Genomic DNA, 18,805 nt, shown 5'->3' on the forward strand with positions numbered 1-18,805 from the left:
TTCAAGTTGGATGAGTATTCCGAAACAGCTGCTGTTTCAGGTGTTCATGCTGTTTCTGACGCAGAAAACTGCGCATGGGCGCGTCAAAGATGAATGGATCTTGCTTGAACACCGCGAGGGTGTAACCGGCAATCTTTCCTGCTGTCCACACTGGATTTGCACCACCGATCAGGTTGTAGACCGCCTTGACCAAGGTGTAGAGCGGTGCATAGCCATGCCGGTATTCAAAGCGACCTTGCAGCACGCCCCGGGCCCACCTGCCTTGGCGGCGGGTTCCCGTGGGGCGATAGTGCTTGATCATCAAGTCCTTCCAGCAGCGGGTTTGCCAACCCTTCATCTGTGCCGCCAGGAGATCAGCCAGATCCCAGCCGGGGACCGGGAGCAGCCCGCCGATGGCTTCGAAACAGGTGCGCCGATACATCTTGGACGGTCCAACGGGATGATCGTCGAGCACAGCTTCCATCTTCCACGATGCACCCTCTGCTGGCAGGTACGTGATGCCGCTGGCGATACCGAGCTTTGGATCGGCCTCGAAGCGCTTGAGTAATTCTTCAAAGTAGTCCGGCTCGAAGGACAGGTCGACGTCAAGTTTGACAACGTAGTCCCATTCTTCGTTGCGAATCGTCTCCAATCCGGCGTTGAAGACAGTCACCACGCCGGTCCCTGGGAAGTAGTAGCCACGATCGGTCAATGAAACCAGGTGAATCCACGGGTAGGTGGCCTGGAAGTTCCTGACGATCTCGGCAGTTTGATCGGTAGACCCGTCATCCACAATCACCCACTTGTGGGGAAGCCGCGTCTGCGACACGACCGACTCTACGGTGCGAACAATGTAGTCTTGCTCGTTCCTGACGGGGGAGATGAGGATGTATCGGTTGCCTGTCATGATTTCGTCGTGATGTGCTGGCCTGTGACTTCTTCGGCATACGGAACAAGGGTGTGTCGCCAGGCGAAGCGATCTTCGGCTGCCTGCACTGCTTGGTCGCGTGAGCCACGGTGTGGCGTCATGCAGAAGCGGAGCACTGCATTGGCCAACGCAGCACCGTTGCGTGGGGCGATGAGGATATCTCGCTGGGGTTCCGCGTACTCCGCAAAGGACCCGACATCTGTGAGGATGCAGGGCAGTCCGGCCGATTTCGCGGCAAACAGAACGCCACTCTGATCAATGTGCCGATACGGGAGAATCATCGCATCGGCGGCGCTGAGCAACGGCACGATGAGATGCTCGTCGACATAGCCCAGATGAAGCCGGATGCGAGACGCATGAGGATGGCCCTTTACCTTCTTCAGGATGGACTCGCGCAGTGGGTTGGAGCTTGGTTTTCCGGCAACGAGCAACACCACCTCAGGCGGTAGTTCGATTCCTGCCAGGGCGTCCAGCAGATCCTCCACGCCCTTGTACGGAGACAGATTGCCGAAAACCAGCAGGAGCGTCTTGTGTGGCGGCAGTCCGAAGGCAGTCGCTACTTCCTCCCGGGCGGTCGGCACTGGTGGAATGAACCGATCGATCCCATGGTCAATGACCGTGATCTTCTCGGGAGCAATACCGAATTGGGCTATCAACTGTCGCTTCAACTGACTGGTGTGAACGAACAGCCGCTGCGGCAGCTTGTACACCAGCCCAAAAATCAGTCTGGTGCTCCGCCGATCGTCATCGTGTGGCAGCAGGTTGTGAACGGTGAGCCACCAAGTCTTGAAGACCAGCCGGGCGAGCACCGCTTCGACGGCGACGCCGAACCCTTTACGCAAGGTGAACAGCCCACAGAAGTGGAAGATGGCATCTCGGTGCTTGAGCCCGAGGTGAGCATAGGCGATGACATACCGAATGATGTTGAGCGCCTTGGCCAGGGCAGAGCGACGGCCGCTCTGAGAGCCACGGAGGTTGACGGTGCGAATCGCCGGGTCGAGCCGGTCAGACAGCGTATTGTCGGAACTGATCAGTGTCACTTCAATTCCGTTGCGAGCCACGCCGTTGGCGAATCCGGCCTCATACTCGCTCTGGAATCCGTTCGACAGTAGAAATAGCCGACGAGGGTGCGTCATGTTTCCCTCAGCCGTCGTTTCAGGTAGCGCAGTGCCATTTCCGGCCACAGGTGGATGGCCGCATGGTGGAAGCGAGCCTTGAAGTCCTCACGGAAAGACTGCATGGCATGTTTGGTGGTCGCACTTCCTGGATGTCGGCGAAAGGCCCCCAGCGGTTCGTCCAGCTGCAGTGGTGTGTTCGATTTTCCGATCCTCAGCCAGAACTCGTAGTCCATCGCGAGTCGGTAGTTCTCGTTGAACAAGCCGTTTTCCCTGAACAGGCTTGACTTGATGAAGGTGGATACGTGGGGAATCAGGTTGCGTCGCAACAGATTTTCATAGGAATAGCCGCGCTGAGGGTAGGGCGGAGGCTGCAGCGTTCCATTCACATCGTTCAGGAATCTGCCGAACAACCAGCGGTTTTCGGGGTGCGCGGTGAAGTGCCCGCGGACGGTTTCCAATACCCTCGGGTGTAGGTAGTAGTCATCAGAGTGCAGGTGTGATATGACGCTGCCTCGTGCATGTTTGATACCGACATTCATGGCATGAGCAATGCCTCCACGAACGTCACGGATGAGTTGCTTGGCTGTTGCCAAGGACTCGATGTATTCAAGGGTTCCGTCGGTAGATCCGCCGTCCACGAAAACGATCTCGAAGTCTTGATCCGTTTGCGATAGCACGGACTCGACGGCGTCACGTATGTACTGCTTGCTGTTCCAGCAGCATATGACAACGGAAAAGTAAGGTGAGATATTCATCGAGCGGGGCTGGATATCTTCGCCATCACGGGGGGGAATGTTCCAATGATACAAATCGATAAAAACAGGAATCCGTGAAACGTCAGGAAGGATGGCGATACGAATCCGCCCAAAAAAAATCCGAGCATGACCCCCGCAAACGAGTTTCTTCGCATCAGGTAGTCATGATCCTGGCTCTTCTTTCCAGATTGCCAGGCGAACCGATAGAGCAGGATGGTTGTGCCGAGGAACAAGATGCCGAGCACTCCCATCTTCAAGACGACACCCATGTAGGCGTTGTGGATGAAATAGTCAGCGTTTTCAAAGGCTCCCTTGCTCCACTCGATGGGCTTGTACCGTCCGCCAAGTCCGACGCCAGTGAACGGTTTTTCCATGATTGCCTTCCGGGCAAATTCATTCTCCCGTACACGCCATCCATAGGATTCGCCTGACTGGAACTCGGTGACGATACCAGCCGCGCGGTCGACAGCGGCTGAGACGACCTTCGGTTCAAAGATCGCAGCCAAGGCGAGTCCCGTGGTCACCGCAAAAATGCCCAGTGCAGAAACCTTCAGAACCGATTTGACGCCTCCGTTCAGGTAGGCCACCAGCGTGGCGCCGATCGCGGCAGACACCCAGAGCGAGCGGGTGAAAGTGCCGATGATGCCTGCGGCGATGAGCATCAACAGGGGGACCGTCTTGGCGAAATTGCCGGGCTTCGCCATCTCGGACAGTTGGTATATCGAGAACATGACGACAGCGCCACCGAAGAGGAGGCTGCGTCTGACGCCTGAGTTCTTGGAGAGGTCCAGATCTTCGAGGCGTCCGCCCATGATGTTGAATCCTGTTGCCATCTGGATCAACACATAGGCCGCAATGAGTGCCCCCATGAGGATCATGACGGTGGTCATTCGTTGCCAGTCCTTGTCCGACGCGAGGAGGCGTGGAATCAAGGGCAGTGCCAGCAATGAGAGGTAGCCGCGCGCCTCGATGACAGAACGTTCGTGATTGCCAAGGATGAATCGGCTCACCAAGAAGGCAAGGAGCATCGTTGCGATGAGGATGGCCGATGACAGATCGATCCGGGTGATCGTCTTCTGGCCGTAGTACGCCGCGGCTCTGCCCGCCGGCTTTGTCAGCACGGAAACGGCTGTCAGCAACAGCAGGAATTCATAGGGCTTCGCCTTGAACCCGCCGAGGGGTATCTCTACGGCGAGTTGCGCTGGGATGACCCGATAGATGAACCCCATGGTGAGGATGAGGCCCACAATCGGGTATCGAAAGACCACGATGACGACGGCCAGCGCCACGAGCACCGCAAGGGGGAAAACAGGGGGCAGGACCGCCAGGCTCGCCCCGATCAGCATTGCAAATAGCAATACAACCAACGGGACGGCAATGTCGTTCCGGACTGTTTCGGCACTGAGGCGCATGGTGAGCGTTCTCCGGCGAGAGTGCGTCACTCGTGATGATCAAACGCCTGGAACCCGGCGAGCTTGACCAGGCTGTCCTTGCGTGCGGCCTCGTAGTCGCTCTCGATCATTTCCTTGACCAGATGCTCGAAGCTCGTCGTCGGGGTCCAGCCCAGCTTCACCTTGGCCTTGGTCGGGTCGCCCAGCAGGGTTTCCACTTCGGTCGGGCGGTAGTAGCGCGGGTCGACCTTGACAATGACGTCGCCCACCTTGACCTTGGCCTTCTTGCCTGAGACGGCGGACACGTAGCCGAACTCGTTCTCACCCTCGCCCTCGAACTTCACCGTGATGCCCAGCTCGGCCGCGGCGCGCTCGACGAACTGGCGCACGCTGTACTGCACGCCGGTGGCGATGACGAAGTCTTCGGCATGGTCCTGCTGCAGCATCAGCCACTGCATTTCGACGTAGTCGCGCGCATGGCCCCAGTCGCGCAGGGCGCTCATGTTGCCCAGGTACAGGCAGTCTTGAAGTCCCAGCGCGATGCGGGCGATGGCGCGGGTGATCTTGCGGGTGACGAAGGTTTCGCCGCGGATGGGGCTCTCGTGGTTGAAGAGCACGCCGTTGCAGGCGTAGATGCCGTAGGCCTCCCGGTAGTTGACCGTGATCCAGTAGGCGTACATCTTCGCGACCGCGTAGGGGCTGCGCGGGTAGAAGGGGGTGGTTTCCTTCTGGGGAATCTCCTGAACCAGGCCGTAGAGCTCGCTGGTGCTGGCCTGGTAGAAGCGGGTCTTCTTTTCCAGGCCGCAGATGCGGATGGCTTCCAGAAGTCGAAGTGCGCCGATGCCGTCGGCGTTGGCGGTGTATTCGGGTTCTTCGAAGCTGACGGCGACGTGGGATTGGGCGGCGAGGTTGTAGATCTCGTCGGGCTGGACCTGCTGGACGATGCGCACCAGGCTGGTGGAGTCGGTCAGGTCACCGTAGTGCAGGGTGAAGGCCCGGTTGTCGACGTGCGGGTCCTGGTAGAGGTGGTCGATGCGGTCGGTGTTGAACAGGCTGCTGCGGCGCTTGATGCCGTGGACTTCGTAGCCCTTCTTCAAGAGCAGTTCGGCCAGGTAGGCGCCGTCCTGGCCGGTGACGCCGGTGACGAGGGCGACTTTTTTCTTCGCTGAGGCGGTCTGGGTGTTCATTCGACGGGTTCCTCTGGATTTGTGGGTATTCAGGGTTCGATGTAGGCCGGGCGGCTGGCGGCAGCGGCAGCTTCGGCAGCGTCGACGTAGAAGGGTGCGGCCTCGTAGGCCAGGCGGATGCCGGTCTTGAGGTCGGTCCGGGCGGTCCAGCCCAGGGCCTTGAGGCGGCTGACGTCGAGCAGCTTGCGCGGGGTGCCGTCGGGCTTGCTGGCGTCGAAGACGATGTCGCCCGCAAAGCCGACGACGTCCATGACGGTCTGGGCGAGTTCGCGGATGGTCACGTCTTCTCCGGTGCCGATGTTGACGAGCGGGCCGTCGTAGCCGGTTTGCATCAGGTGGACGCAGGCGTCGGCCAGGTCGTCGACGTAGAGGAATTCGCGCATCGGGGTGCCGCTGCCCCAGACGGTGTAGGTGGCGTCGCCGCGCAGCTTCGCGTCGTGGGCCTTGCGCAGCAGCGCGGGCAGGACGTGGCTGTTGGCGAGGTCGTAGTTGTCGTTGGGGCCGTACAGGTTGGTGGGCATGACGCTCACGTACTGGCGGCCGTACTGGCGGTTGTAGCTCTCGCAGAGCTTGATGCCGGCGATCTTGGCGATGGCGTAGGGCTCGTTGGTGGGCTCGAGCGGGCCGGTCAGGAGGTCCTCCTCCCGGATCGGCTGGGGGCAGTCGCGCGGGTAGATGCACGATGAGCCCAGGAACATCAGGCGCTGCACGCCGGCCAGGTGGGCGCCGTGGATGAGGTTGGCCTCGATCAGCAGGTTCTGGTAGAGGAAGTCCGCCCGGTACTGGTTGTTGGCCTGGATGCCGCCGACCTTGGCCGCGGCGATGAAGAGGTAGTCCGGGCGGTGCTCGGCCAGGTAGGCGTGCACGGCGCGCTGGTCGAGCAGGTCCAGCTCGGCGCGCCCGGGGGTGAGCACCTGGGTGTAGCCGCCGGCGGCCAGGCGGCGCGCCAGGGCGCTGCCGACCATGCCGCGCGCGCCGGTGATGAGGATCTTGCCGGAAGGTAGGTTCATGTTTGAAGTCGGGAAGGTCAGTGCTCAGGCAGCCGGCATCTACGTTCGGGTGGATCGTGATGAGATCACCACGCGGTGCCGCGACTCAGTCGAGTGATCCGAACAGCTGTCTGCGCTCGGCGGGTCCGAGGGCGGCGTACAAGTCCGCGGCGAACCGGCTGTGAGTCTCGAAAGCGCGTTTGCTGTCGGGGTCGATCGATGACATGCGAAAGAGCAGGCCATCGGCGACGAAGCCCTTGAACGCATACCGCATTTCCTGGAGCTTCTTATCGGTGCCGCTGGCAACGGCGTGGTCACCCACGGTGGTCCAGTAGGTCACAGGCTCAGGCCGGGCGGGGCCGAAGGTGGTCTCCAGGCGACGTACCGGGATGACTTGGTCGTCAATACGGAGCTCGCCTTGGTTCAGGCTCTGCACCTGAAAGCCTTGTGCGGGATAGCACACCTCGGGCTTGTGCACCTGCAGGTTGTCGCTCTGATTGCGGCCGTAGGAGATCGAGAGCATCAGCCGCTGTCCAGACGAACTGACGTAGGTGCGGTTGATCACCTCGGCGTACAGCGAGTTGATGAGCTTGTCCTGCTGCGGATTCACCAAGACGCCCGCAACCGGGGCGATCTTCCATCCCGCGAATTCACGGGGCAACCGGTCCTCGATCTTGGCGGCACTGCGCTGGTCAGCCAGGAAGCGTCCGGGCTTCAGGTGTTGGGCGCCCAGGGCGCAAACCAACATGGCCAAACCGAGCCAGATTGCCAACCGTACAGGCACTCGCGGAAATCGGTCTGCCTGCAGGCCGACGCGTCCGAGCAGGCCTTGGGGGGGGGGCGTGGTTGAGGTCACGACGGAGCTCCGCTGCGGCTGGCGTGCCACCGAGCGGCGACACGCAGCAAGGAGTCGGTTCCGATGATCAACATCAGTGCAGCCATGAAGAGGACCATGCCGGCGAAGCCGTGCAGGAAGCCCTGCCCTGCTTCGTCGCCCAGGTGATACGTGACCAGACACAGCACGATCACCCGTATGACGTTTGCGGTGAAGCTGATTGGCACGATCAATATCGCCAATAGGACATTGCGCAAGACCGACTCGTGCCGAATGAGGTTCATGTACAGCAGGCCGACGGCTTCCAGCGTGAAGAGCGTGTGCAGGCCGGCGCAGGCGTCAGCAACCAGGAGCTGGTACTGACCCACGTAAAGGATCACGCCTGTGCGGCTGATCGGGTAGCCGACGCTGCTCATCACGATGTCGGCGCAATACGAAACCGCCATCTTCATCGGTTGGGTGACTGCGTCGACGATGGCGCTGGGCAACGGCACCATGAACAGCATGAAGAAGATGGGGAACCACATCAGCTTCGGGAGCGCCGGGCCGACGAAAAGCAATTGCAGGGCCAGGACGACGAGGATGGAGGAGCCGACTTCCAGCAGCAGGATGTCCTGGGACCTGCCGATCACGTACATCAGGAGGCCGAGGGCGAAGAGTGTCCAGCCAGGGGTTGGAGCTGGCTGGACGGGCAGCTGGCCGATCTGGGGGGCCGAACGCGCGAACAGCCAGATGACCACGGCAAAGACGATCGGGCCGTGCCCTTGGGAATCCGACACCCAGACGCCATGAAACAGGCCCCACAGCGTTGGGCCATACAACGAGGCCAGTCCCGCAAAGGCCAGGAGCCACGACCAGCGGGGATCGGGTCCTTCAAGGGGTTGTCCACAGCCGTAGGTCGCCTCGCCTGGAGGAGGCTTTGACTCGGCATGTGCACCGGCGGTGAGGGCAGGCAGGCTCATCGGGGCAAGGCGTTTTTGCAGAAGAAGTAGCCTAACAAGTCGCTGGAGAAGCGGGAGGTGTTTGCTGCTGTTCCGCGGACTAATGACGCGCAGGAATGCGCAACCCGGCTGCCTAGCGCCTCAAGTTGTGCGTACATGGGTCATTGGGTTGCAATGAAGAAGACCGTTGTCCGGGGACAGGCCATTTCGCAATCCGGTGTCGGTGGCTTGGCTGCCCATTCACTTCTGATTCCTCGGGGCGTGCATCGACGTTCAAACCTGCCGGAAAAATGCAATGTGGAGATGGAAAAGACAAAGGCCCGACATCGTCGGGCCTTTGTTGCACGAGCCAGACCGCAGCAATGCCGCGGTCATGGGCACCTGATGTGAATCAGGCGGCCTTGGAGCGGCGACGCGACAGGAAGCCGATCGCACCCAGGCCGGCCATCATCATGGCGTAGGTTTCGGGTTCTGGAACCGGGGTGGCGGTCAGGGAGCTGGTGTCCAGCGTGCCCGGATTGAAGTGCAGCGAGCCGCTATAGCCGCCCCAGCCTGCGTTCTTCAGAACGACGATGGCGTAGTGGTCGGCAGCCAAGGCGCCGCCGAATTCGAACTTGTCGAAAGTCGGACCGTTCAGGGTTTGGGTGAAGTAACCGACGAGGCCGCCCAGGTCGCTGTAGAGGGCGACGGAAGCGAGATCGTCAAAACCGGAAACAACGAGCGAAGACGCGGTGGTTGCGCCGGTCACGTTGAAGCCGAAATTGGCGCTCTCGTATCCACTGAACCAGCCGTCGACATTCGTCGTACCAGCGTTCCATTCAGGAGCCGGAGCCGCGAAAGAAGTGATGCTGGCGAGGGCGAGGCCGGCGGCGGCCAGAGCGTTGCGAAAATTCATGAAAGTACTCCCGAGATGGCCAATGGCAGGGTTTGCGGTTGGCGGGCCATCAAAGCGCCGTTCCAAGACCATATTCTGTCGATCTTGCGAGATTCGTCGACCCCCGACCTGCGGGGTTCTGTTATTTCCCGGCCAAGAGTGAATCCCTTGGATGCGGGGTGCTGTCTGCACATCACTGGTGCTAAACCCCCTCATGCGCGGGGGTTTGAGAGGTATTGGGTGGTCAAACGGCTCTTTTTGTTCGATTCGTCTGCACGACCTCTTGTCTGAGCTGCTTGGCGTGTGCCTTCAAGCGGTTGTAGGCCTGCGCTGTGGTCTGAGACCGGCGGAGGGCGTCGTTGCCTGAAGGGGATCACCGGGTTGCTCGGAGAGCAGACCGCCAACAACAGGATAGGACTGGGCCGGCGAATCACCTGTCGAAGGGCGCCAATGGGGTTCGGTGCCCGCGTGCTCAAGCATGAATCCCACGGCCTGCACTCCAGGCTTTGGTGGATGTCTTGCCCGTTGTTCTTTTTTTGAACCTGACCGACGCTCGGCTGAGAATGCTGCCAACCGTCCATGCCCTCGTGCGGCTCCATCGTGGGCTTGCGGCAGTGGTGCGCGCCACCCTGAACGCGGGGTGAAGCCCCCCCAAGTGGGTCGATACGATCCTGACTCGCGAGGCTTGGCTGCGCCGTGTTGTCTGAAGCGGATGCTGGGTTCGAGGCTCCCTGACAAGGATCTGCGGGCGTTTCCGTCCAAATGACTATATCTGCCATGACCACCATCACCCCTGTCGCCGCGCTCCTGGTTCAGCGCCAACTGTTTGTCGCTCAGGACGCCTCAGGCCTGTCTGCGCTTTGGGTGACCGATGCGAGGACGACGTTGACCGAGCGGTTGCTGGAGGATATCTATATTGAGCAGATGGTCCCGCTCGCCAGCGGACTGACGCTGTTGTGTGGATTTTCCACGGCGGTCGGCAGCGAGATCTGGGTGACCGATGGAACTCGAACGGGAACCCAGTTGCTCGCGGACATACTGCCGGGAACAGCATCGTCTGCCCCTTCTGAATTGACGGTCCTGCCGGGAGGTAGGGTCGTTTTTGTGGCGCTGGGTTCCCAAGGCAGGGAATTGTGGGTCACCGACGGGACTCCTGCCGGAACCAAACTGGTCAAGGATATTGTTCCGGGTATTTCCAGTGCCAATCCGGAGGGGCTTACCCTGCTGGAGGGCGGGAATATACTGCTGAGTGCCATCGACAAGACCGACGGTGCCGAGCCATGGATCACCGATGGCACTGCCGAGGGGACTTATCAGGCCGGTGATGTGTTTGATGGCCGTACCAGTTCATGGCCGCGCGACTTCCATGCCATCGAAGGCGGCAGGGCGTTGTTTGCTGCCCTGGGTGACGGGATCAGCCTGGAACTGTGGGTGACGGATGGAACGCCCGGAGGTACGAGGCTGGTCAAGGATATCCAACTTGGCGCTGGGCCATCATCGCCCTCCAAGTTTGTGGCACTGGGCGATGGTCGGCACGTTTTCGTTGCCAACGACGGATCCATCGGTGGTGAGCTGTGGATCACGGATGGCACCGAGGCAGGCACTGCGCTTATGAAGGACATTTTCCCAGGAACCGGCTCATCGCGATTTGCGAACCCCTACTTGCTGAGTGAGGGCCGCTTGCTGTTCACGGCCACCGATGGAGTGGCTGGGCATGAACTGTGGATCACTGACGGCAGTCCGGGCGGGACGTATCTGCTGGCCGACATCAGGCCCGGCGGCTCGACCAGCAGCAGTGACGTCTGGGGCTACGCGTCGCTGTCCGATGGTCGCGTGGTGTTCCAGGCCAATGACGGCACCCACGGGGCCGAGCTCTGGGTGACCGATGGGACGGCGGCAGGCACCCGGATGCTGATGGACATCGACCCGGGCACCAGCGGATCGGCGCCTGGGCAGTTCGTTCGCCTCGGTGATGGCCGGCTGTTGTTCTCGGCCGGTGACGCAGAACATGGCTTCGAGCTGTGGGTGACCGATGGGACTGAAGCGGGTACCCGGATGCTCCAGGATGTGCGTCCGGGCAACGCGGACTCCAATCCTGGGGAGTTCCACGCGATGTCCGATGGGCGGATCCTCTTCACTGCGGACGATGGTGTTCACGGCGCCGAGTTGTGGGTGACGGATGGAACGACTGCCGGGACCCGGCTGTATCGGGACATGAATGTGGCCACGCTCGGCTCGCACCCGGAGGGCTTCGTGCCACTCGGGGCCGGACGGGTTCTTTTTGTTGCCGATGACGGTGTCCACGGACAAGAGCTGTGGGTCAGTGACGGAACGCCCGCTGGAACCCTGCTGCTGGTCGATCTTGCCGTTGGTGGCATTGATTCTGCGCCGGGCGGTTTTTTCAAGATGGACGATGGCCGCTGGCTCTTTTCGGCCCTGGACGGCGTGGCCGGGCCCCAGCTCTGGGTGACAGACGGAACCCGTGCCGGTACGTCGGCCTTGACCCAGGGGACGGGCGAAGAGGGGGGTTTGCGCCCGAGCGGGTTCTTCTCGCTTGGTGACGGGCGGGTGCTTTTCTGCGCAGAGGATCCGGGCCACGGCGGGGAGCTCTGGGTTACCGACGGAACCACCGCTGGGACCTCGCTCGTCAGCGACATCAATGGCGGTGCCGATTCCTCCTGGGCCTCCCAGTTTGTCCAGCTGCGCCCCGGCCAGGCTGTCTTTGCGGCCTACGATGGACTGACCGGCCAGGAGTTGTGGTTCACGGATGGAACAGCAGGTGGAACCTGGCAGCTGGCCGACATCCAGGGCGGTGAGCTGGACGGCGCGCCAGCGGGTTTCATCAAGGTGCGTGACGGGCTCGTGCTGTTCACCGCCGAGGATGTGGAACATGGCCGCGAGTTGTGGGCAACGGACGGAACCGCGGCCGGGACTGTGCTGTTGAAGGACATCGAAACCGGGGATGCGAGTGCCTACCCGGACAACCTGTTCGCCCTGGGCAATGGCGAGGTCCTGTTCCGAGCCTTCGATTCAGCGAACGGCTGGGAGCTGTGGGCCACGGATGGCACCGGCGTTGGCACCCGGCTGCTGTCCGATCTGGCGGTCGGCGTCGGGTCCTCCTTTCCATCCGCTTTCACGCGCCTCGCAGATGGGTGGGCCGTGTTCACGGCCAATGACGAGGTGTCCGGCAATGAGGTCTGGGTCACCGACGGAACTGCGGCGGGCACGCGCCAGCTGATGGACCTTCGCGCTGGTGCCGACGGTTCCTGGGCGGGGGACGTCACGCCAATCGGGGGGGGAAGGTTTCTCTTTACCGCCGACGACGGTACACACGGCAATGAACTGTGGGTATCGGACGGCACGAGTGGTGGAACCGCCATGCTGGCCGACCTCCACGTGGGCAGCGGCTCGTCCTGGGCCAGTTCGCTGACGGTGTTGGCCAGTGGGTTGGTGCTGTTCACCGCCTACGATGCACAGCATGGCACGGAGCTCTGGGTAACCGACGGCACGCCCGGTGGCACCACCCTCCTTGCGGACGTCGAGGCCGGCGATGCGAGTTCGGCTCCCGCCTCCATCACGGCGCTGGGCGATGGGCGGGCCGTGTTTGTCGCGTCTGACGCCACCCACGGTGCCGAGCTGTGGATCACGGATGGCAGCCCCGCCGGAACGCAGCGCGTTGCGGACATCAACGCGCTGGGCCTGGGGTCTTCGCCGGGCATGCTCACCAACATCCTGGTGGCGGTGACCAACGAGTCGCCTGAAGGCGCCGACGGCCAAGTCGTTCTGGACGAGGATGTGCCACGGGCGTTTACGGCGGTTGACTTCGGGTTTTCGGATCCCGATGCTGACGATCAGCTGCAGTCCGTCCTGCTGGAAACGCTCCCCACGCACGGCGTTGTACTGCTCGACGCGGTGCCGGTGCAGGCGGGCCAGCGCGTCGCAGCCGACGCCATCGATGCAGGGCGCCTGACCTATCGGCCTGCCGAGAACATGCATGGGCTGGCACTGGACACGATGGCCTTCCGTGTTTCCGACGGGTTGTCCGACGCCGTCCTCAGCACCACGCTGACCTTCGATGTCACGCCGGTTCGGGACGACTTGGTGCTTGTTGGTGGCAACGGCGCCGATGTGCTGGCGGGAGACGCCATCGACGCTGGCAGCCATGACCGACTCAGTGGCGAAGGGGGCAATGACACGCTCCTGGGGGCGGCGGGTCCAGATACATTGAACGGAGGGTCTGGTGCGGATTCGCTGGAAGGCGGGGAGGGCGATGACTTCCTGGACGGCGGGGCTGACGTCGACGTGATGCGAGGCCACAGTGGGGACGACGTGTATCGGGTCGATGCCGCGGCGGATGTCGTCACTGAGTTGGCGGCGGCAGGTCGGGACCGCGTCGAATCCAGCGTCACCTGGTCACTGGGCGGCAACCTCGAAGACCTGACACTGATCGGCAGCGCGGCGATCAACGGCAGTGGCAATGCCCTGGGCAACCTGCTGGTGGGCAATGGCGCCGCCAACGTCCTCAATGGCGCGGCGGGGGCTGACACGCTTCTGGGTGGCGCTGGAAACGACACCTATGTGGTCGACCATGTGGCTGACATCGTCGTCGAGAACAGCGCTGAGGGCACCGACCTCGTCCAGTCGGCCGTCGGCTACGTCCTGGGCGCCAACGTCGAGAGACTGACCCTGTCCGGTAGCGCCGCGATCGACGGCGCCGGCAATGAGTTGGCCAACGTGCTGACCGGCAACGGTGCCGGCAACTGCTTGTCCGGCGGGGTTGGCAATGACAGCCTCAACGGCGGTGCGGGCACCGACACCCTGGTCGGCGGCCTGGGCGACGACACCTACACCGTCGACAACGTCGCCGATCAGGTGCAGGAGATCGCGGGGGAGGGTAATGACTTGGTCCAGGCGTCGCTGCACTGGACGTTGTCCGCAGACGTTGAAAGGCTCACGCTGACAGGCAGTGCGGCACTGCAGGGCATCGGCAATGCCCTGTCCAACCTACTCACGGGCAACACCGGGGCCAACATCCTCACGGGTGGCGAGGGCCATGACAGCCTGAATGGCGGCAGTGGCGCAGATACCTTGCAGGGGGGCGCGGGCAACGATGTCTACACCGTCGACAACGTGGGTGACGTGGTCATCGAACTGACCGGTGAAGGTGATGACCTGGTCCAGGCCTCGGTCAACTGGACCCTGGCCGGGGGCAGCGCGCGGCTGCTGCTGACGGGCAGCACCGCGCTGACAGGTGCTGGCAATGAACTCGACAACCTGTTGACTGGCAATGCAGCGGCCAACCGGCTCCTGGGTGTGTCGGGGCACGATACGCTGGACGGTGCCGCGGGCATCGACACCCTGCTGGGAGGCCAGGGCAACGATGTCTACGTCGTGGACAACGCTGCGGACCAGACCGTCGAGTCGGCAGGCGAGGGGGTTGACACCGTGCAGGCCAAAGTCACCTGGACGCTGGCTGAGCAGGTCGAGAACCTGGTGTTGCTGGGCAGCAGCAACCTGTCCGGGACCGGCAATGGGCTCGCCAATGTCTTGACCGGCAACGGTGGGGCCAACACGCTCCTTGGGTCCGGGGGGCTCGACACCCTGGTGGGCGGTAGCGGCAATGACACTTACGTCATCGAGGATGTCGGCGACGTGGTTGTCGAGGCGGTCGGGGCAGGAACCGACCTGGCCAAGTCCTGGGTCAGTCACGCCCTGGCCGACAACGTCGAGTGAGCTGCCTGCCGTCTTTCGTCTTCCAAGGGTCGATGGTTAGCATCGAGACCTGAAGGAAGCGAAGTGAAGAAGATCCCGAAGCAGGAATACACGGCCGAGTTCAAGGAGCAGGCCGTCAAGCACGCGCAGGCGGTGGGCATCGTGGTGGCCGCCAAGGAACTGGGGCTGGTCGAGCAGACGCTGCGCAACTGGGTGAAGGCGTCGGTAGCTGGCAAGCTGACGGCGCCCGGTTCGAGGCCGGTGACGCCCGAGCAGATGGAGCTGTCCAGGCTGCGCGCCGAGAACGCGCGGCTGAAGATGCACGTCGACATCCTAAAAAAAGCGACGGCGTACTTTGCGAAGGATGCGCTGTGAAGTACGCCTGGATCGACGCGCAGCGCCGCGATTACCCTCTGCCCGACATGTGCGAGGTGCTGGCTGTCAGCGTCAGCGGCTACCGCGCCTGGCGTCGTGGCGGCAAGCCCGACCGCACGCGCTTGACGGACCCGCAGGCCGTGGCCCTGATCAAGAGCATCCACGCCGAAGTGAAGGCCGCCTATGGCTCGCGGCGCATGCACCGCGAGCTGCAGGAACGCGGTCATCGGATCGGCCTGCGTCGTGTGGAGCGGCTGATGCGAGAGCACGGCATCCGGGCACGGCACAAGCGGCGCTACAAGGCGACGACGGACTCCAAGCATTCGCTGCCGATCGCCGAGAACCTGCTGGCGCGCAACTTCACGCCCGAGGCGCCGAACCGGGTTTGGACGGGCGATATCACGTACATCCAGACAGGCGAGGGCTGGCTGTACCTGGCCATCGTGCTGGACCTTTTCAACCGAGAAATCATCGGCTGGTCGATCAAGCCGCGCATGACCGCCGACATCGTCACCGACGCGCTGACGATGGCCTGGTTCCGGCGCAAGCCAGGCGACGGGGTGATCTTCCACAGCGACCGCGGCAGTCAGTACGCCAGCCATGCGATGAAGACCCAGCTCACCGAGTACAGCATGACCGCCTCGATGAGCCGCAAAGGGAACTGCTGGGACAACGCTCCGACCGAGAGCTTCTTCAACAGCTTGAAGAACGAGCGGGTGCACGGCACGACCTACGCAACGAGAGCCGACGCGCAGGCCGACCTGTTCGAGTACATCGAGGTGTTCTACAACCGGAGTCGCCGCCACTCCACGCTGGGCTACAACTCGCCGGTTCGGTTCCTCGAGAACTGGATCAGCAAGCATGCTGCTCAGCACTCCATGGCAGCATAGGAACGGCCCGCTAGAAGACGAATTTCGACGGGCACCTCAGGTTCCCATTTGGGCGACACCTTACAGGTCGGGCGATGTCGCACTTCAAATTTGAGGCCGCCCACTGACCCGCGCTTGGAGAGACCTTACCACTCTGTTCCCAAAAGAGATCCAGCGAGCCTCTATTGCCCGTTCGGTCCAAGAAGCCAGATAAAAAGTTGCCAAAACAACAACGGCAACAGAAAATAACAGAACAACATCTGCATTCAGCACCGAAACTAGCGGCTCCACAATAAAAGGAGCCACGTGCCATGCAAATATGAAGTGAAACACATATACAGAATAAGATACTCTGCCAAGCCGTTGCAACCACTTCGAATGCGCCAAGCCAGTTTTCATCGCAGCAAGCAGAAAGCAGAACGACAACCCAGCCAATGTGGGCATAACCATGAATGACACAGGAGCTTTGAATCGCCACACATACAAAACCAGTAGCGTCAAAATGACAAAAGCCAATACACACCAACGCGCCGAAACCACAGTAGCCGTGCGCTCCAAGATAAAATATGTCAAAATACCAAAAATGAATACAGGCATTTGATTGACCAGAAAAAAATACATGAAGTTACTATTTTTAATCTGAAATTCTGTACCCAATAAACTCCATTGAAAAATTATGTTAGCCAACAAAAATATACCAGCTAATGCCAAGATCGCCAAATTCCCGCAAAAATCAAATAAATAACCACACACCCGATGCAGTGCCGGAAAAATTAGATAAAAAAGCATCTCTGCACCGATAGACCACCCTCCAGGGACAACTGAATTATTTGCCGAAGGTACAATCCCGTGAACAAACAGTGCATTCGCAGCAATGTTACTTATAGTATACGGACCGGGCCAACCGTGCCCACTCCAAGACTGCATCCAGTGAATGCCAGCATATACAAAGATTCCAAGATAATAGAGTGGAGCAATTCTAAAATATCTCCTCACATAGAAAGACCGAATGCCTGCAACCTCATCAGCACGCCTAGACGCGGATAGACAGAGTGTATAAGCAGAAGCCACAAAGAACAATTGAACACCCATCTGCCCATATTTTGCAATAGCTTCAAAGAACACACTCAGTCCAGGAATTTTCTGAGAGGTATGGACTAGCATCACCATCAGCACAGCCCCCCCTCTGAGTTGGTCAATGTATGCAAACTTCCCTGAATCTGATCCCATTCGACAAGCCTCGTTATCAACCAACCATTTCACCGCAGCCGTGGGACCGATGAAGCACAGAGTCCCAGGCGTCTCCAGAGGATCTGTGCCAGCTTGACTTCAATCAGTCCGAACAACACTAACGCAGTGTCGTACGGCGACGTCCATGCAGCAAGAATGCCTATCCATGTGCCGAGCTACCACGACCCCAGTCGCCTTGGGTGCAGGGTAAGACGTTCGTCTTAGAAGCGACAAAGCGACACTGATACAAGTGTGCGACCGGACAGCCGTCATCAGCTTACAAAAGCGTGACGATTTGCCATACTTTCCACCCTCGGCGGTGAAGGTGCAGGACCTGTAGCCCACACCAGCGATCCAGGGCGACCAAGCCAATGCCAACAACTGTGGCGTTGGTAGGACATTGGTCAACGCGACAGGCGATGCCATCCTGAACTCTCCAAGGCAGGATCTGGAGATTACCGACTTCCGCGAAGACGATTCAGAAACCTGTCACCCAAGCTGCGGTGGCAGTCGGTCCACTCAGTTGCTTTTGTCTATATTCTTATTAATCCGGCAACTCTAAACGGCGCACTCATGCGGCATAGAAAATCTTTGGGTGTCTGAAGTACGATCGAATATGACTTGGACTTTCCATCAGTTTGGTCATGATGCTCTTGACGTTTGAGGTCAACGCCTCCTTTGTTCGCGCCTGCGGTATCTCGGCAATCCGATTCTTCAGATCACCATTGAGATACTCGTCCGGATTGAGTTCAGGGGAATACGACGGCAAGAAGAACAGTTCTATCTTGTCCTGGTTGTCGGCAACCCATTCCTTGACGATCTCGGCATGATGGACCTTCAGGTTGTCCAGGATCAGAAATACCTTGCCCTTCTTCGTAGACTGAATGAGGCGATCGAGAAAGTCGATGCAGCGCGCTGCGTCGAACGTCTCGTGGTAGAGCATGAAATGCAGGGTGCCACGATTGGACAAGGCGGAAATCATGTTGACGCCGAATCGCTTGGCCGTCAGCGCCACAGTCGGTGTCTTGCCCCTGGGCGCGTAGCTGCTGCCGTGCTGGCTGCGCGAGTTCACACCCGTCTCATCGCCCCAGAAGATCTCGGCATCTTCGGCCTTGGCGCGCCGCTCGATCTCCGGGTACGTCGTGTCCAACCACTGGCGCACTTCAGCCGGGCGCTGCTCATACGCTCGCTTGACCGGACGCTGCGGCGTATAGCCCCAGCGACTCAGGTACAAACCGACCGTGCGAATCGGCATGTCCACGCCCGTCTCGTCCTTGATCAAATCGCGCACAGCTTTGCGCGTCCACAACGCATACGGCATCTTCAACTGGTCGGGCATCCGGTCGGTGATGTACGAGCGGATCTTCGATTCTTGCTCGGGCGTGATCTGTCGGAACTGCCCTGGCGCATACCCACGGGGTTTACCAGCAATCGCAGCATCAATGCCCTCCGCGGCAACCCTTGCCAGCCATTTCTGCACCGTACGACTGTGCACACCAATGGCTTCGCCGATCGCCGTGAACGAATACCCTTGCTCGCGCATGTTCAACGCAATAGTGCGTTTCTCGCGTTGGGCTTCAGGAGAGATGCTGCGTGCGTCGGTGTGTTCCATGAAAATATTA

At 60.7% G+C, this 18,805-nt stretch carries 13 protein-coding genes; 2 read left to right on the forward strand and 11 right to left on the reverse strand.

The window, feature by feature from the left end:
- Nucleotide 1: 1 nt before the first annotated feature.
- From NGK70_RS09625 to NGK70_RS09665, 9 genes are all read right to left on the reverse strand, one after another.
- Nucleotides 2-886, reverse strand: a complete 885-nt coding sequence (locus NGK70_RS09625; RefSeq protein ID WP_251973022.1) for a glycosyltransferase family 2 protein — start codon at nucleotides 884-886, stop codon at nucleotides 2-4.
- Complete coding sequence (locus tag NGK70_RS09630; protein ID WP_251973023.1) at nucleotides 883-2,043, reverse strand: glycosyltransferase; 1,161 nt, start codon at nucleotides 2,041-2,043, stop codon at nucleotides 883-885. The genes NGK70_RS09625 and NGK70_RS09630 overlap by 4 nt, the downstream gene beginning before the upstream one ends.
- A complete protein-coding gene (locus tag NGK70_RS09635) occupies nucleotides 2,040-2,780 on the reverse strand; it encodes a glycosyltransferase family 2 protein (protein WP_251973024.1) in 741 nt (246 codons plus the stop codon). The genes NGK70_RS09630 and NGK70_RS09635 overlap by 4 nt, the downstream gene beginning before the upstream one ends.
- Entirely contained in the window at nucleotides 2,777-4,192 is a 1,416-nt protein-coding gene (locus tag NGK70_RS09640; RefSeq protein WP_251973025.1) for an O-antigen ligase family protein, read from the reverse strand. The genes NGK70_RS09635 and NGK70_RS09640 overlap by 4 nt, the downstream gene beginning before the upstream one ends.
- 26 nt (nucleotides 4,193-4,218) lie before the next feature.
- Nucleotides 4,219-5,358, reverse strand: a complete 1,140-nt coding sequence (gene gmd / locus NGK70_RS09645; protein ID WP_251973026.1) for a GDP-mannose 4,6-dehydratase — start codon at nucleotides 5,356-5,358, stop codon at nucleotides 4,219-4,221.
- A 29-nt stretch (nucleotides 5,359-5,387) separates the two neighbouring features.
- Nucleotides 5,388-6,368 carry a GDP-L-fucose synthase family protein gene (locus NGK70_RS09650; RefSeq protein ID WP_251973027.1) on the reverse strand — a complete coding sequence of 327 codons (981 nt, stop codon included), beginning with the start codon at nucleotides 6,366-6,368 and terminating at the stop codon, nucleotides 5,388-5,390.
- A gap of 85 nt (nucleotides 6,369-6,453) precedes the next feature.
- The gene (gene epsI / locus NGK70_RS09655) at nucleotides 6,454-7,203 is read right to left on the reverse strand and encodes an exosortase-associated protein EpsI, B-type (RefSeq protein WP_251973028.1); all 750 of its coding nucleotides are present in this window, start codon (nucleotides 7,201-7,203) and stop codon (nucleotides 6,454-6,456) included.
- Nucleotides 7,200-8,144 carry an exosortase B gene (gene xrtB / locus NGK70_RS09660; protein ID WP_251973029.1) on the reverse strand — a complete coding sequence of 315 codons (945 nt, stop codon included), beginning with the start codon at nucleotides 8,142-8,144 and terminating at the stop codon, nucleotides 7,200-7,202. Before xrtB ends, epsI begins: the two co-directional genes overlap by 4 nt.
- Nucleotides 8,145-8,514: 370 nt before the next feature.
- Nucleotides 8,515-9,018 carry an FxDxF family PEP-CTERM protein gene (locus NGK70_RS09665; RefSeq protein WP_251973030.1) on the reverse strand — a complete coding sequence of 168 codons (504 nt, stop codon included), beginning with the start codon at nucleotides 9,016-9,018 and terminating at the stop codon, nucleotides 8,515-8,517.
- A gap of 756 nt (nucleotides 9,019-9,774) precedes the next feature.
- Between NGK70_RS09665 and NGK70_RS09670 the strand changes: the two genes are divergently transcribed.
- On the forward strand, nucleotides 9,775-14,730 hold the full coding sequence (locus tag NGK70_RS09670) for an ELWxxDGT repeat protein (protein ID WP_251973031.1): 4,956 nt from the start codon (nucleotides 9,775-9,777) through the stop codon (nucleotides 14,728-14,730).
- A 63-nt stretch (nucleotides 14,731-14,793) separates the two neighbouring features.
- Nucleotides 14,794-15,974, forward strand: a protein-coding gene (locus NGK70_RS09675) for an IS3 family transposase (protein ID WP_251973032.1) whose coding sequence is annotated in 2 segments (ribosomal slippage) — nucleotides 14,794-15,043 and nucleotides 15,043-15,974 — 1,182 coding nt in all. Because the reading frame shifts where the segments join, the coding sequence is not laid out codon by codon here.
- Nucleotides 15,975-16,058: 84 nt separating this feature from the next.
- Here NGK70_RS09675 and NGK70_RS09680 read toward each other — a convergent pair.
- On the reverse strand, nucleotides 16,059-17,183 hold the full coding sequence (locus NGK70_RS09680) for an acyltransferase family protein (RefSeq protein WP_251973033.1): 1,125 nt from the start codon (nucleotides 17,181-17,183) through the stop codon (nucleotides 16,059-16,061).
- Nucleotides 17,184-17,754: 571 nt separating this feature from the next.
- Entirely contained in the window at nucleotides 17,755-18,795 is a 1,041-nt protein-coding gene (locus NGK70_RS09685; RefSeq protein WP_251973034.1) for an IS630 family transposase, read from the reverse strand.
- Nucleotides 18,796-18,805 lie beyond the last annotated feature (10 nt).

The organism is Sphaerotilus microaerophilus (assembly GCF_023734135.1).
In the GTDB taxonomy this organism is placed as follows: domain Bacteria; phylum Pseudomonadota; class Gammaproteobacteria; order Burkholderiales; family Burkholderiaceae_C; genus Sphaerotilus; species Sphaerotilus microaerophilus.

What these genes read in the sequence shown, in the direction of transcription:
- gmd (WP_251973026.1), bottom strand. Translation starts at nt 5,358, where the DNA reads ATGAACACCCAGACCGCCTCAGCGAAGAAAAAAGTCGCCCTCGTCACC.
- NGK70_RS09650 (WP_251973027.1), bottom strand. Translation starts at nt 6,368, where the DNA reads ATGAACCTACCTTCCGGCAAGATCCTCATCACCGGCGCGCGCGGCATG.
- NGK70_RS09625 (WP_251973022.1), bottom strand. Translation starts at nt 886, where the DNA reads ATGACAGGCAACCGATACATCCTCATCTCCCCCGTCAGGAACGAGCAA.
- NGK70_RS09685 (WP_251973034.1), bottom strand. Translation starts at nt 18,795, where the DNA reads ATGGAACACACCGACGCACGCAGCATCTCTCCTGAAGCCCAACGCGAG.
- NGK70_RS09630 (WP_251973023.1), bottom strand. Translation starts at nt 2,043, where the DNA reads ATGACGCACCCTCGTCGGCTATTTCTACTGTCGAACGGATTCCAGAGC.
- NGK70_RS09635 (WP_251973024.1), bottom strand. Translation starts at nt 2,780, where the DNA reads ATGAATATCTCACCTTACTTTTCCGTTGTCATATGCTGCTGGAACAGC.
- NGK70_RS09670 (WP_251973031.1), top strand. Translation starts at nt 9,775, where the DNA reads ATGACCACCATCACCCCTGTCGCCGCGCTCCTGGTTCAGCGCCAACTG.
- xrtB (WP_251973029.1), bottom strand. Translation starts at nt 8,144, where the DNA reads ATGAGCCTGCCTGCCCTCACCGCCGGTGCACATGCCGAGTCAAAGCCT.
- NGK70_RS09665 (WP_251973030.1), bottom strand. Translation starts at nt 9,018, where the DNA reads ATGAATTTTCGCAACGCTCTGGCCGCCGCCGGCCTCGCCCTCGCCAGC.
- NGK70_RS09640 (WP_251973025.1), bottom strand. Translation starts at nt 4,192, where the DNA reads ATGCGCCTCAGTGCCGAAACAGTCCGGAACGACATTGCCGTCCCGTTG.
- NGK70_RS09680 (WP_251973033.1), bottom strand. Translation starts at nt 17,183, where the DNA reads ATGGGATCAGATTCAGGGAAGTTTGCATACATTGACCAACTCAGAGGG.